General features: G+C 71.6%; 1 protein-coding gene (running past one end of the window). It reads left to right on the plus strand.

Annotated elements, in window-relative coordinates; all coding sequences use genetic code 11:
- A protein-coding gene (locus CYQ11_RS28295) for a non-ribosomal peptide synthetase (protein WP_104651133.1) crosses the window boundary here: on the plus strand, positions 1-16047 show its 3' portion. It extends 6348 nt beyond the left edge of the window; only the last 16047 of its 22395 coding nucleotides appear in the window; the start codon falls outside the window, past its left edge; it ends in the stop codon at positions 16045-16047.
- Positions 16048-16107: the final 60 nt, after the last annotated feature.

Genomic DNA, 16107 nt, shown 5'->3' on the forward strand with positions numbered 1-16107 from the left:
GTTGGTTTCTTCGTCAATACGTTGGTGATGCGGACGGAGTTGTCGGGTGATCCGTCGTTGGCTGAGGTGTTGGGGAGGGTGCGGGAGACGAGTCTGGCGGCGTATGAGCGGCAGGATGTGCCGTTTGAGAAGTTGGTGGAGGAGTTGGCGCCGGTTCGTTCGTTGGCGCGGCATCCGTTGTTCCAGGTGATGCTCACGGTGCAGAACACGGGCTCGGTGGTGGGGGGTGAGGGTTCTGCGCTGTTGCCGGGGGTGCGGAGTGAGCCGTTGTCCGCGGAGGTGGGAGCGGCGAAGTTCGATCTGGACGTGAACTTGAGTGAGTCCTTCGCCCCCGACGGCACTCCCGGCGGCCTGCACGGCGCCTTGGTCGCGTCGACGGACCTCTTCGACCGTGCCACGGCCGCCCGGATCTCCGACTGGCTGGTACGGGTGCTGTCCACGGTCGTCGAGGCACCGGACACCCGGCTGTCCGCCCTGGAAGTGCTGACGCCGCCCGAGCGGCAGCGAGTTCTGGAGGAGTGGAACGACACCGCGCTGGAAGCCCCGGCGGTGACCGTCCCGGAGTTGTTCGCGGCGCAGGTGGCGCGGACGCCGGATGCGGTGGCGGTGGTGTGTGGGGATGTGCGGTTGAGCTATCGCGAGCTTGATGGGCGGGCGGATGCTCTGGCGGGTGTTCTGCGTGCTGCCGGTGTGGGGCTGGAAAGCGTCGTGGGGTTGTGTCTGCCGCGTGGTGTGGAGATGGTGGCGGCGGTTTTGGGGGTGTGGAAGGCCGGGGGCGCGTATGTGCCGGTGGATGCGGAGTATCCCGTGGAGCGGGTGGCTTTCATGCTCACCGACAGCGGCGCCTCCGTACTGGTCGGCACCCGTGAGGCGCTGGAATCGCTGGAAGGCGCTGTGCCGTCGGGTGTGTCGGTCGTGACGGTGGACGATCCGGCTGTCGAGGCGGCCCTGGCAACGCACCCCGATACTGCGCCTCCGGTGGTGTGGCGTGGGGGTGGGTTGGCGTATGTGGTGTATACGTCGGGTTCTTCTGGGTTGCCGAAGGGTGTGGCGGTGACGCATGGGGGGCTGGCGAATTATGTGGCGGTGGTGCCGGGGCGCGTGGGGTTCGGTGGCGTGGGGGTGCGGTATGCGTTGTTGCAGCCTCAGGTGACGGACTTGGGGAACACGGTGGTGTTCGCGAGTTTGGTTTCGGGTGGGGTGCTGCATGTGCTGGATGCGCAGGCGGTGACCGACCCTGGGGTGGTGGCTGCGTATGTGGCTGAGCATGAGATCGATTGTGTGAAGGTGGTGCCGTCGCATTTGGCGGCGCTGGGTGCGGTGGGTGGTCTGGCGGGGTTGGTTCCTGCTCGGTCGTTGGTGGTGGGGGGTGAGTCGGCTCGTTCGAGCTGGGTGGGGGAGTGGTTGGATGCCGCTGGTGATGTGGCGGTGTTCAATCACTATGGTCCGACGGAGGCGACGGTTGGTGTGGTCGCCGGTCGTTTGGACGCGGCGACGGTTGCTGGTGGTGTGGTGCCGATCGGTGCGCCGTTGGGGAACTCGTGCGCCTATGTGCTGGACGAGTGGTTGCGGCCGGTGCCGGTTGGTGTGGTGGGGGAGTTGTATGTCTGCGGTGTGCAGTTGGCTCGGGGGTATGTGGGGCGTGCGCGGCTGACGGCGGAGCGTTTCGTGGCGTGTCCGTTCGTGTCTGGTCAGCGGATGTATCGCACGGGTGACCGGGCGCGGTGGACTGCGGACGGTCGGTTGGTGTTCGCGGGCCGTGCGGATGATCAGGTGAAGATCCGCGGCTTCCGCGTCGAACCCGCCGAGGTCCAGGCAGTGCTCTCCACCGCCCACCCGGACGCCGCACAGGTGGCCGTGACCGTCCACGAGGACAAGGCCGGAGACCCGCAGCTGGTGTGCTACGTGGTCCCGGCCGAGGGCGCGGATCCCACAGGAGTGACCGACGCCCTGCGGGCGCTCGCCACCCGGACCTTGCCCCAGCACATGGTGCCGGCAGCTTTTGTGGTCCTGGATGTGTTGCCGTTGACGGGTAACGGCAAGTTGGATCGTGGGGCGTTGCCGGCGCCTGATTTCGCTGGTGTCGCGGGTGGGGGCCGGGCTCCTGCGGATGCTCAGGAAGAGCTGTTGTGTCAGGCGTTCGCGGACATCCTGGGTCTGCCCGCGGTCGGTGTGGAGGACGACTTCTTCGCGCTCGGTGGGCATTCGCTGCTGGCGGTCTCCTTGGTGGAGCGGTTGCGGGCGCGGGGTGTGGCGGTCTCGGTGCGTGCCCTGTTCGCCACGCCCACTCCCGCTGGTCTGGCGGCGGTCGCCGGGCCCAGGCCGGTCGAGGTGCCGCCGAACCTGATCCCGCCCGGCGCGGAGGAGATCACGCCGGGCATGCTGCCGCTGGTGGGCCTCACCGAGGCCGAGCTGGCCTGCGTCGTGGCCACCGTGCCCGGTGGTGCCGCGAACATCGCCGACGTCTACCCCCTGGCCCCCCTCCAGGAAGGCGTCTTCTTCCACCACCTCATGGCCGACCAGGACCGAGGCGTCTACGTGTCGCCCACCGTGGCCCGCTTCGACGCGCGCGAACGGCTCGACGAGTTCCTCCAGGCGCTCCAGTGGGTCGTGAACCGCCACGACATCTACCGCACCGCTGTCATGTGGGAGGGGCTGCGCGAGCCCGTGCAGGTCGTGTCCCGGCATGTGGAACTGCCGGTCGAAGAAGTCGTCCTCGCTCCGGACGGACCGCAGCCGGCCGACCAGTTGCTGGCCGCGGCCGGTTCGTGGATGGCCGTGGACCGTGCCCCCCTGCTGACGGTGCACGTCGCGGCCGAGCCGGGCACCGCCGGCCGGTGGCTGGCGCTGGTGCGGATCCACCACCTGGTGCAGGACCACACCGCCATGGAGGTGCTGCTCGGCGAGCTCCGCGCCTTCCTGTCCGGCAAGGCGGCCGACCTGCCCGAGCCGGTGCCGTTCCGCGAGTTCGTGGCGCAGGCCCGGCTCGGGGTCTCCCGGGACGAGCACGAACGGCACTTCGCCGAGCTGCTCGGAGACGTCACCGAGACCACCGCACCGTACGGCCTCCTCGACGTCTACCACGACGGGACCGACGTCATCGAGGCCCGCCTGCCGGTCGAGGGGCAACTCGCCACGCGCGTACGCGAGGCGGCGCGCTCCCGGGGGCTCAGCCCGGCGACCGTCTTCCATCTGGCGTGGGCGAGGGTGCTGGCCTCCGTGTCGGGGCGCGACGACGTGGTGTTCGGCACGGTGCTGTTCGGCCGGATGAACGCGGGGACGGGCGCCGACCGCGTCCCCGGCCTGTTCATCAACACCCTGCCGGTACGCGTCCGCGTGGGCGGGCAGAGCGTCGGCGACGCGCTCACCGGCCTGCGCGGCCAGCTCGCCGACCTGCTGGCCCACGAACACGCACCGCTGTCCCTCGCCCAGGCGGCCAGCGGCATCGTCGGCGGCAGCCCGCTGTTCACCTCGATGTTCAACTACCGGTACAGCCAGCCGGCGGTCCGTGAGCCCGGCACCGCACCCGCCGACGCCTTCGCCGGAATCAGCGAACTGATGTCCCGGCAACGCACGACCTACCCCATGGCCGTCTCCGTCGACGACGCGGGGGACTGGTTCCTGCTGACCGTCGAGACGCTTCCGCCAGCCGATCCGGACCGCGTCTGCGCCATGCTCCGCACCAGCCTGGACCGTCTGGTCGCCGCCCTCGAAGAGGCACCTGAGACGCCGCTCGGCGCGGTCGACGTGCTGGACGCGGCGGAAACGCTTCGCCTGGTCGAGACCTGGAACGCCACCGAGCGCCCCCTGCCGCCGGCCACCGTGCCCGAGCTGATCGCGGCGCAGGCGGGGCGTACGCCCGGCGCGGCCGCTGTGGTGTGCGACGGGAACGAGGTCTCCTACGCCGAGCTGGACGCCCGCGCCAACCAGCTGTCCCGCTACCTGCGGGACGCCGGAGTCGGTCCGGAAAGCGTCGTGGGGCTCTGCCTGCCCCGGGGCGTCGACATGATCGTGGCGCTCCTCGGCGTGTGGAAGGCCGGCGCGGCGTACGTTCCCCTGGACGCCGCGTACCCGGTGGAGCGGCTTGAGTTCGTCCTCGCCGACAGCGGTGCCGCCCTGGTGCTCGGCCACCGCGGTCTCGTACGGCGGCTGACCGCGAACCACGTCGTGTGCCTGGACGACCCCCGGGTCCTGGAGGAGGTGGCCGAGCGTTCCGACCGGCCGCTGCCGATGGCGTCGGGGCCCGAGCACCTGGCCTACGTGATCTACACGTCGGGTTCGACGGGGCTGGCCAAGGGCGTGGCCGCCCGCCACGGCGGCCTGCTGAACATGGCGCTGGCCCTGGGGCCGGTGCTCGGCGCGGCTCCGGGCGTCAGAGTCCTGCAGTTCGCCTCGTTCAGCTTCGACGCCTCGGTGCTGGACGTCGCGGCGACCCTGGCGGCCGGCGGCACCCTCGTGGTGGCCACGTCCGCCGAGCGGACCGACACCGCCCTGCTGACGCGGATGGTGCGCGAGACGGGCGTGACGTCCGCCAGCGTGGTGCCCTCCCTGCTGGCCACCTTGGACCCGGCCGATCTCGCCGGCGTCTCCACGATGCTGGTCGGCGCGGAACCGATCTCCACGCCGCAGGCCGAGGCGTGGTCGGCGGGCCGGCGGCTGGTCAACACGTACGGACCCACCGAGGCCACGGTGATGGTGACGGCCGGACGCGTCGAGCCCGGCGGCCGCCGGGAGGTGCCGATGGGCTCGCCGGTGGCGAACAGCAAGGTGTTCGTGCTCGACGGCGCCCTCCGCCCCGCTCCCGTGGGCGTGGTCGGCGACCTGTACGTGGCCGGGGCGCAGCTCACGCGCGGGTACGCGGGCCGGCCCGGACTGACGGCGGAGCGCTTCGTCGCGTGTCCGTACGAGCCCGGTGGGCTGCGGATGTACCGCACCGGGGACCGGGCGCGCTGGGGCGCGGACGGGCAGCTGGTGTTCGCGGGGCGTGCGGACGACCAGGTGAAGATCCGCGGCTTCCGGGTCGAGCCGGGCGAGGTCGAGGCCGTGCTGACGGCCCACCCGGGCGTCGGGCAGGCCGCCGTCGTGGCGCGCGAGGACGTGCCGGGTGACAAGGGTCTGGTGGCCTATCTGGTGCCGGCGCGGCAGGAGGTCGATGGTCTTGTCGAGGCGGTGCGCGCACAGGTTGCCGAGCGGCTTCCGTCGTACATGGTGCCGGCTGCGTTCGTGGTTCTGGAGGCGTTGCCGCTGACGGTGAACGGCAAGGTGGACCGCAGGGCGTTGCCTGCCCCGGACTTCGCCGAGGTGGCGGGTGCGGGGGGCCGGGTGCCGGCTGATGCCCGGGAGGAGCTGTTGTGTCTGGCGTTCGCCGAGGTGCTCGGGTTGCCGGTCGTCGGTGCCGATGACGACTTCTTCGCCCTGGGTGGTCACTCGCTCCTCGCCACGCGCCTGGTGAGCCGGGTGCGCGCTGTGCTCGGGGTCGAGGTGTCCCTGCGGACGCTGTTCGACAACCCCACGCCGGCACGCTTGGCCGCTCGTGTGATCCATGCCGCCCCGGGGCGTGTGGCGTTGGGTGCGGGGGTGCGTCCGGAGCGGGTGCCGTTGTCGTTCGCTCAGCGCCGGTTGTGGTTCATCGGGCAGTTGGAGGGGCCGAGCGCGACATACAACATTCCGTTGGCTTTGCGTCTGTCTGGTGGCTTGGATCGTGACGCTCTGGTGGCGGCCCTGGAGGATGTCGTCGGGCGTCATGAGGTGCTGCGCACGGTGTTCCCGGTGGCGGATGGTGAGCCGTGTCAGCGGGTGTTGTCGGTCGGGGAGGCCGGCTTCGCTGTCGAGGTCGTCGAGATGGCCGAGGAGGCGTTGACGGAGGCGGTGGAGCGCGCCGCCCGGCGCCCCTTCGACCTGTCCGGCGAGATACCCGTGCGGGCGTCGCTCTTCGCGGTGGCGCCGGATGAGCATGTGCTGGTGCTGGTGATCCATCACATCGCCGGTGATGGCTGGTCGATGGGGCCGTTGGCGCGGGATGTGTCGACGGCCTACGCCGCCCGTCGTGAAGGCCGCCAGCCGCAGTGGACCGACCTGCCGGTGCAGTACGCGGACTACGCCCTATGGCAACGCACGTTGATCGGCGACGAGACCGACCCCGAAAGCATCCTGTCCCAGCAGTTGGCCTACTGGCGCGAGGCCCTCTCCGGCGCACCGCAGGAGCTCGACCTGCCCGCGGACCGCCCACGCCCGGCACAGGCCGGCTACCGCGGACACACCGTGCCGGTGGAGGTGCCCGCCGACGTCCACCGTCAGCTGCTCGCGGTGGCGCGGGCTGAGGGTGTGACGCTGTTCATGGTGGTGCAGGCGGCGTTGGCGGTGTTGTTGTCGAAGGTGGGTGCGGGTGTTGATGTGCCGATTGGTGCGTCGGTGGCGGGGCGTACGGATCAGGCGTTGGAGGGGTTGGTTGGTTTCTTCGTCAATACGTTGGTGATGCGGACGGAGTTGTCGGGTGATCCGTCGTTCGCTGAGGTGTTGGGGAGGGTGCGGGAGACGAGTCTGGCGGCGTATGAGCGGCAGGATGTGCCGTTTGAGAAGTTGGTGGAGGAGTTGGCGCCGGTTCGTTCGTTGGCGCGGCATCCGTTGTTCCAGGTGATGCTCACGGTGCAGAACACGGGCTCGGTGGTGGGGGGTGAGGGTTCTGCGCTGTTGCCGGGGGTGCGGAGTGAGCCGTTGTCCGCGGAGGTGGGAGCGGCGAAGTTCGATCTGGATGTGAACCTGAGTGAGTCCTTCGCCCCCGACGGCACTCCCGACGGCCTGCACGGCGCCTTGGTCGCGTCGACGGACCTCTTCGACCGTGCCACGGCCGCCCGGATCTCCGACTGGCTGGTACGGGTGCTGTCCACGGTCGGCGAGGCACCGGACACCCGGCTGTCCGCCCTGGAAGTGCTGACGCCGCCCGAGCGGCAGCGAGTTCTGGAGGAGTGGAACGAAACCGCGCTGGAAGCCCCGGCGGTGACCGTCCCGGAGTTGTTCGCGGCGCAGGTGGCGCGGACGCCGGATGCGGTGGCGGTGGTGTGTGGGGATGTGCGGTTGAGCTATCGCGAGCTTGATGGGCGGGCGGATGCTCTGGCGGGTGTTCTGCGTGCTGCCGGCGTGGGGCTGGAAAGCGTTGTGGGGTTGTGTCTGCCGCGTGGTGTGGAGATGGTGGCGGCGGTTTTGGGGGTGTGGAAGGCCGGGGGCGCGTATGTGCCGGTGGATGCGGAGCATCTCGTGGAGCTGGTGGCTTTGATGCTACACGAAAGCGGCGTCTCCGTCATGGTAGCCACCCGTGAGGCGCTGGAATCGCTGGAAGGCGTTGTGACTTCGGGTGTGTCGGTCGTGACGGTGGACGATCCGGCTGTCGAGGCGGCCTTGGCAACGAACCCCGATACTGCGCCTCCGGTGGTGTGGCGTGGGGGTGGGTTGGCGTATGTGGTGTATACGTCGGGTTCTTCTGGGTTGCCGAAGGGTGTGGCGGTGACGCATGGGGGGCTGGCGAATTATGTGGCGGTGGTGCCGGGGCGCGTGGGGTTCGGTGGCGTGGGGGTGCGGTATGCGTTGTTGCAGCCTCAGGTGACGGACTTGGGGAACACGGTGGTGTTCGCGAGTTTGGTTTCGGGTGGGGTGCTGCATGTGCTGGATGCGCAGGCGGTGACCGACCCTGGGGTGGTGGCTGCGTATGTGGCTGAGCATGAGATCGATTGTGTGAAGGTGGTGCCGTCGCATTTGGCGGCGCTGGGTGCGGTGGGTGGTCTGGCGGGGTTGGTTCCTGCTCGGTCGTTGGTGTTGGGGGGTGAGTCGGCTCGTTCGAGCTGGGTGGGGGAGTTGTTGGAGGCCGCTGGTGATGTGGCGGTGTTCAATCACTATGGTCCGACGGAGGCGACGGTTGGTGTGGTCGCCGGTCGTTTGGACGCGGCGACGGTTGCTGGTGGTGTGGTGCCGATCGGTGCGCCGTTGGGGAACTCGTGCGCCTATGTGCTGGACGAGTGGTTGCGGCCGGTACCGGTTGGTGTGGTGGGGGAGTTGTATGTCTGCGGTGTGCAGTTGGCTCGGGGGTATGTGGGGCGTGCGCGGCTGACGGCGGAGCGTTTCGTGGCGTGTCCGTTCGTGTCTGGTCAGCGGATGTATCGCACGGGTGACCGGGCGCGGTGGACTGCGGACGGTCGGTTGGTGTTCGCGGGCCGTGCGGATGATCAGGTGAAGATCCGCGGCTTCCGCGTCGAACCCGCCGAGGTCCAGGCAGTGCTCTCCACCGCCCACCCGGACGCCGCACAGGTGGCCGTGACCGTCCACGAGGACAAGGCCGGAGACCCGCAGCTGGTGTGCTACGTGGTCCCGGCCGAGGGCGCGGATCCCACAGGAGTGACCGACGCCCTGCGGGCGCTCGCCACCCGGACGTTGCCCCAGCACATGGTGCCGGCAGCTTTTGTGGTCCTGGATGTGTTGCCGTTGACGGGTAACGGCAAGTTGGATCGTGGGGCGTTGCCGGCGCCTGATTTCGCTGGTGTCGCGGGTGGGGGCCGGGCTCCTGCGGATGCTCAGGAAGAGCTGTTGTGTCAGGCGTTCGCGGACATCCTGGGTCTGCCCGCGGTCGGTGTGGAGGACGACTTCTTCGCGCTCGGTGGGCATTCGCTGCTGGCGGTCTCCTTGGTGGAGCGGTTGCGGGCGCGGGGTGTGGCGGTCTCGGTGCGTGCCCTGTTCGCCACGCCCACTCCCGCTGGTCTGGCGGCGGTCGCCGGGCCCAGGCCGGTCGAGGTGCCGCCGAACCTGATCCCGCCCGGCGCGGAGGAGATCACGCCGGGCATGCTGCCGCTGGTGGACCTCACCGAGGCCGAGCTGGCCTGCGTCGTGGCCACCGTGCCCGGTGGTGCCGCGAACATCGCCGACGTCTACCCCCTGGCCCCCCTCCAGGAAGGCGTCTTCTTCCACCACCTCATGGCCGACCAGGACGCCGGCGACGTGTACGTGCTCCCGATGGTCCTCGGCTTCGAGGCGCGGGAGCGACTGGACGCCTTCCTGAACGCCATGCAACGCGTGGTGGACCGGCATGACATCTACCGCACCGCAGTCGTGTGGGACGGGCTTCGCGAGCCGGTGCAGGTCGTGCTGCGGCACGCGGACCTCCCCGTCGAAGAAGTCGTCCTCGCCCCGGACGGACCGCAGCCGGCCGACCAGTTGCTGGCCGCGGGCGGGGCCTGGATCGAGCTCGACCGGGCACCGCTGCTGCGGGTGAGCGTCGCGGCCGAACCGGGCACCGGCCGGTGGCTCGCGCTGCTGCGCATCCACCAGCTGATCCGGGACCACACGACCCAGGAAGTGCTGCTCGGTGAGCTGTGGGCGCTGCTGTCGGGGAACGAGGACAGCCTCCCGCAGCCGCTGCCGTTCCGTGAGTTCGTGGCGCAGGCGCGGCTCGGGGTGTCCCGGGACGAGCACGAGCGGTACTTCGCCGACCTGCTCGGAGACGTCACCGAGACCACCGCCCCGTACGGCCTCCTCGACGTGCACGGCGACGGGGCGTCCGTCCAGCGAGCGCAGCTGTGGACGGACGACGCCCTCGCGGCGCGGGTGCGGGAGGTGGCCAGGTCGTCGGCCGTGAGCCCGGCGACGGTGTTCCACCTCGCCTGGGCGCGCGTCCTGGGCGTGCTGGCGGGGCGGGACGACGTCGTGTTCGGCACGGTGCTGTTCGGCCGGATGAACGCGGGCGCCGGTGCGGACCGGGTGCTGGGGCCCTTCATCAACACGCTGCCGGTACGGGTGCGCCTGGACGGGCGCGGCGTGGGTGAGGCGCTGTCGGCGATGCGCGGTCAGCTCGCCGACCTGCTGGCCCACGAACACGCCCCCCTCGCGCTGGCGCAGCGGGCTGGAGCCGTCCCGGCCGGCAGCCCCCTGTTCACCTCCCTCTTCAACTACCGGCACAGCGGCCTCGTCCCGCAGGAGCCCGGCACCGAACCGGAGCCCCCCGCCGGGGCCGACGACGCGTTCGCCGGGATCAGCCAGCTGATGTCCCGCGAGCGCACCAACTACCCGGTGGCCGTGTCCGTCGACGACCTCGGCGAGGGGTTCCGGCTGACCGTCGACGCGGTCGCCCCGGCCGACGCCGCCCAGGTCTGCGCGCTGCTCCACACGGGCCTCGACCACCTGGTCACCGCCCTCGAGCAGGCCCCCGACGAGCGGCTGGACGCCGTGGACGTCCTCGACGACGCCGAGCGGCACCGCGTGGTGGCGGAGTGGAACCGGACCGACCGGGAGGTCGCGGCGAAGACCTTCCCGGCGCTGTTCGCTGCGCAGGTCGCCCGGAGCCCCCGCAGCACGGCGCTGGTCCGCGGGGCGCACGAGCTCTCCTACGCGCAGCTCGACGAGCGGGCCAACCGGCTGGCGCGGCTGCTGATCGGCCAGGGCATCGGGCCCGAGTCGGTGGTCGCGGTCATGCTGCCGCGATCCGTCGAACTGGCCGTCGCGTTCCTCGCCGTCCTCAAAGCCGGCGCCGCGTACCTCCCCGTCGATCCGGCGCTTCCCGCCGAGCGCGTCTCCTACCTTTTCGCCGACGCCCGGCCGGTGCACGTCCTGACGGACTCGGCCTGCGCGCCGCAGGTCCCGGCCGGCCCGCCGGTCACCGTCCTCGGAACGCCGAGGACGGACGCGCGACTCGACGGCTTCGCCCCGTCGGACCCCACCGACGCCGAGCGCGTCACCGCGCTGCTGCCCGCCCACCCCGCCTATGTGATCTATACGTCGGGGTCGACGGGTCGGCCTAAGGGTGTGGTGGTGTCGCATGGGGGTGTGCCGGGTTTGGCGGTGGCGCAGGGGGATGCGTTTGGGGTGGGTGTGGGGTGTCGGGTGGTGTTGTTGGCGTCGCCGGGGTTTGACGCGTCGGTGATGGAGTTGGTGATGGCGTTGGGGTCGGGGGCTGTGTTGGTGGTGCCGGAGGGGGGTGGTGGTTTGGCGGGTGAGGAGTTGGCGGGTGTGTTGGTGGGTGAGGGGGTGACGCATGGGTTGATTCCGCCGAGTGTGTTGGCGACGGTTCCGGTGCCGGTGGGGGATGTGCTGGAGACGTTGGTGGTGGGGGCGGAGGTGTGTTCTGCGGGGTTGGCGTCTCGGTGGTCGGTGGGGCGTCGGTTGGTGAATGCGTATGGTCCGACCGAGGTGACGGTGTTGTGCACGTTGAGTGATGCGGTGGTGGGGGGTGAGGTGCCGCCGATCGGCCGTCCGATCGTCAACACCCGGGTCTACGTCCTCGACGACACCCTCCGCCCGGTGCCGCCGGGAGTCCCCGGAGAGCTGTACGTCACGGGAGCGGGCCTGGCCCGCGGTTACGTCGGACAACCCGGCCTGACCAGCGAGCGCTTCGTCGCCTGCCCCTTCGAGCCGGGCGGGCGGATGTACCGCACGGGGGACCGGGCGCGGTGGCGTGCGGACGGGCAGCTCGACTTCGCGGGGCGTGCGGACGACCAGGTGAAGATCCGGGGGTTCCGGATCGAGCCGGGCGAGGTGGAGGCGGTGCTCGCCGCCCACCCGGGCGTCGCCCAGGCCGCGGTCCTCGTGCGCGAGGACGTACCGGGCGACAAACGCCTGGTCGCCTACCTGGTCCCGTCCCGACAGGACCCCGACGACCTCGTCGACACCGTGCGCGCCCACACCGCCGACAGACTCCCGTCGTACATGGTGCCGGCTGCGTTCGTGGTTCTGGAGGCGTTGCCGCTGACGGTGAACGGCAAGGTGGACCGCAGGGCGTTGCCTGCTCCGGACTTCGCCGAGGTGGCGGGTGCGGGGGGCCGGGTGCCGGCTGATGCCCGGGAGGAGCTGTTGTGTCTGGCGTTCGCCGAGGTGCTCGGGTTGCCGGTCGTCGGTGCCGATGACGACTTCTTCGCCCTGGGTGGTCACTCGCTCCTCGCCACGCGCCTGGTGAGCCGGGTGCGCGCTGTGCTCGGGGTCGAGGTGTCCCTGCGGACGCTGTTCGACAACCCCACGCCGGCACGCTTGGCCGCTCGTGTGATCCATGCCGCCCCGGGGCGTGTGGCGTTGGGTGCGGGGGTGCGTCCGGAGCGGGTGCCGTTGTCGTTCGCTCAGCGCCGGTTGTGGTTCCTCGGGCAGCTGGAGGGGCCGAGCACCACCTACAACATCCCCCTCGTCCTGCGCCTGTCCGGTGAGCTGGACCGGGACGCGCTGGCCGTGGCCCTGCGGGACGTCGTCGCCCGCCACGAGGTCCTGCGCACGGTCTTCCCGATGGCGGACGGCGAGCCGTACCAGAAAGTCCTGACGCCGGAAGAGGCAGCGTTCGCGCTCAAGGTCGTCGACGTGGCCGAAGCCGAGCTGGCGGACGCGGTGGACCGCGCCTCCCGGCACACCTTCGACCTGTCCGGCGAGATACCCGTACGGGCACGGCTGTTCGCGGTCGCCCCGGACGAACACGTGCTGGTGCTGGTGCTGCACCACATCGCCGGCGACGGCTGGTCGGTGGGCCCGCTGGCGCGCGACGTGGCGGAGGCCTACGCGGCCCGGTGCACCGGTGACGAGCCGCAGTGGCCGCCCCTGCCCGTGCAGTACGCCGACTACGCCCTCTGGCAGCGCGAACTCCTCGGTGACGAGAGCGACCCGGACAGTGTGCTCTCCCGCCAGGTCGCCCACTGGCGGGACGCCCTCTCCGGCGCACCGCAGGAGCTCGACCTGCCGGCCGACCGGCCGCGGCCCGCCGAAGCCTCCCACCGCGGGCACGCCACCGGATTCGCCGTGCCGGCCGCGACGCACCGGAAGCTGCAGGCCCTCACCCGGGAACAGGGCGTGACCCTGTTCATGGTGGTGCAGGCCGCACTGGCGACGCTGCTGTCCAAGACGGGCGCCGGGGACGACGTCCCGATCGGGGTCGCCGTCGCCGGGCGCACCGACCAGGCGCTCGACGACCTGGTCGGATTCTTCGTCAACACCCTGGTCGTGCGCACGGATCTGTCCGGCGACCCGACGTTCGCCGAGCTGCTCGGGCGGATCCGCGAGACCAGCCTCGCCGCGTACGAGAACCAGGACGTGCCGTTCGACAAGCTCGTCGAGGAACTGGCGCCCGCACGCTCCCTCACCCGGTCCCCGCTGTTCCAGGTGATGCTGGCCGTGCAGAACACCGGCTCGCCGGGCGGCGGCCCGGGCGCCGGGCTGCCGGGCCTGCGCACGGAGGTGCTGCCCGGCGGAACCGGAGGGGCGAAGTTCGACCTGGACGTGAGTCTGGGCGAGACCTTCGACTCCGACGGCGCCCCGGCCGGCCTGCGCGGCGTGCTCAGGGCGGCGGCGGACCTGTTCGACCCCGACACCGCCGACCGCCTGGCGGGCTGGCTCGTGCGGGCCCTGGAGGCAATGGCCGCCGACCCGCTGGCGCGGATCGGTGACGTCGACGTCCTGGCCCCCGCCGAGCGGCGCCGGGTTCTGACGGAGTGGAACGACACCGCCCGGACCTGCCCGGCCTCGACCGTGCCGGAGCTGTTCGCCGCGCAGGCCGCGCGCACCCCCGACGCGGTCGCGGTGGTGTGCGGCGAGACCGAGGTGACGTACGCGGAGCTGGACGCGCGGACGAACCGGCTGGCCCGCTGCCTGACCGGGCGCGGTGTGGGGCCGGAATCCGTCGTCGCCGTCTCCCTCGACCGGTCCGCCGACCTGGTCGCCACGCTCCTCGGCGTCCTCAAGGCCGGAGGCGCCTACCTGCCCCTCGACACGGAGTACCCCGCCGAGCGCGTCAGGTTCATGCTGCGCGACGCCGGGGCGATGTGTCTGCTGGCCGACGCCTCCGCGCGGGAGCGGCTGGCGGCCGTCGCCGACGAGGAGGGCCTGCCGGTGCTCGTCCTCGACGACCCCGCGACCGCCGGTGAACTGGCCGCCCTCGACGAGGGCGCCCTGACGCCCGCCGAACGCGCGGGCGTCCTGCTCCCGGACCATCCGGCGTACGTGGTGTACACCTCCGGATCCACCGGCACGCCGAAGGGCGTGGTCGTGCCGCACGCCGGCGTGGACCGGCTGGTGCGCGACAGCGGGTACATCGACCTGACGCCCGACGACGTGATCGGCCAGCTGGCGTCGGTGTCCTTCGACGCGGCCACCTTCGAGATCTGGGGCGCCCTGCTGAACGGGGCACGGCTGGCGGTCTCCGCCTCGACACGCCTGTCGGTGCCCGAGACGCGCGACTTCCTGGCCGGGCACCGCGTGAGCGTGCTGTTCCTGACGACAGGCCTGTTCAACGTGCTCGCCGACGCCGACGCCGAGGCGCTCGCGCACCTCCGCGTCCTGCTGACCGGAGGTGAGGCGTACCACCCCGCACTGTTCGAGAAGGTGCTCGATCGGCTGCCGGGGGTGCGGCTGTCCCACGTGTACGGGCCCACGGAGAACACCACCTTCACCACCGAGCACCGCGTGCGCCACGCCGACCTCAAGGGCGGGGCGACCGTGCCCATCGGCGGGCCGATCTCCGACACCCGGCTGTACGTGCTCGACGAACGCCTCAACCCCGTGCCGCCGGGCGGGACCGGTGAGCTGTACGTCGCGGGTCTCGGGCTGGCCCGCGGCTACGCCGGCCGGGCCGCCCTCACGGGCGAGCGGTTCGTCGCCTGCCCGTTCGAGGCGGGGGAGCGGATGTACCGTACAGGTGACCGGGCCCGCTGGACGGCCGGGGGCGGGGTGGTGTTCGCGGGCCGCGCCGACGAGCAGGTCAAGATCCGCGGGTTCCGCATCGAGCCCGGCGAGGTCGAGGCGGTCCTGAGCGGTCACCCCGCGGTGGCACGGGCCACGGTCGTCGTCCGCCAGGACGTCCCGGGCGACAAGAGGCTGGTCGCCTACCTCGTCCCCGCCGAGGAGGCCGGCCGCGACCCGGCCGCGCTGGCCGGGGCCGTAGGGGCGTACGCCGCCGAGCGGCTGCCCCGGTACATGCTGCCCGCGGCGATCGTGCCGCTGGACGCCCTGCCGCTGACGGTCAACGGCAAGATCGACCGGGCGGCCCTGCCCGAGCCCGGCCCCGCCGCCCGGGCCACCGGCGGCGGGGCCACGGACCGGGGATCCGTCGGAGCCCTGGAGCAGGCCATGTGCGAGGCGTTCGCCGAGGTCCTCGGTCTGGACGCCGTCGGTCTGGAAGACGACTTCTTCGCCCTGGGCGGGCATTCGCTGCTCGCGGTCTCGCTCGTCGAGAAGCTGCGGGAGCGGGGCGTCGACGTCGCGGTGCGCGCGGTGATGGCGCATCCCACCGTGGCCGGCCTGCGGAACACGCTCAGCCTGTCCTCCGTGCGCGACTCGCTCGGTCCCCTGCTGCCCATCCGGACGACCGGAGACCAGCCGCCCCTGTTCTGCGTGCACCCGGGCGGCGGACTCAGCTGGTGCTACACCCCGCTGGCCCGGCACCTTCCCGCCGACCGGCCCGTCTACGGCCTGCAGGCCCGCGGCCTCGACGGAACGGGCGCGCTCCCCGCCGACGTCGTGGAGATGGCGGCCGACTACGTCGAGCGGATCCGCGAGGTGCAGCCGGCCGGCCCGTACCACCTGCTCGGATACTCCTTCGGCGGCAGCGCGGCGCACGAGATCGCCGTGCGGCTCCAGGACCTGGGCGAGGAGGTGGCGTCGCTGATCATCATGGACTCCTTCCCGACCGCTCCGACCGACCTGTCCGGTCCGTCCGGGCCGGCGGAGCCGGCGGGGGAGGACGACGCCGAGGTCGCCGAGTGGGCGGAACTGATCCGGGCGGAGCTCGGTCACGCCCTCGGCGGGCTGTCGGACGAGGAGATCGTGGTCCTCGCGCGGGTCTTCCGGAACAACGGCGACATCAGGAGCGCGCACCACTTCGGCCGGTTCGACGGCGACGCGCTGCTGCTCGTCGCGGCCGAGGGAAGGCCCGACGGCGAGTCCGGCGCGGCGCGCTGGGCCCCCCACGTCTCCGGCCGCGTCCAGGAGACCCGCCTTCCCTGCTCGCACGCCGACATGGTGCGCCCGGACATGCTCGGCCTGGTGGGCGAGGCCGTCGCGGCCTGGCTGCGGGGGACGAGGAGCGGCGACGAGGAGGAATGACGGAACGGGCGGAGGCGGGCCACCGGCCCGCCTCCGCCCGCTCACGCTCCCCTGGCGGGA

It is taken from the genome of Streptomyces cinnamoneus (genome assembly GCF_002939475.1).
In the GTDB taxonomy this organism is placed as follows: Bacteria; Actinomycetota; Actinomycetes; order Streptomycetales; family Streptomycetaceae; genus Streptomyces; species Streptomyces cinnamoneus_A.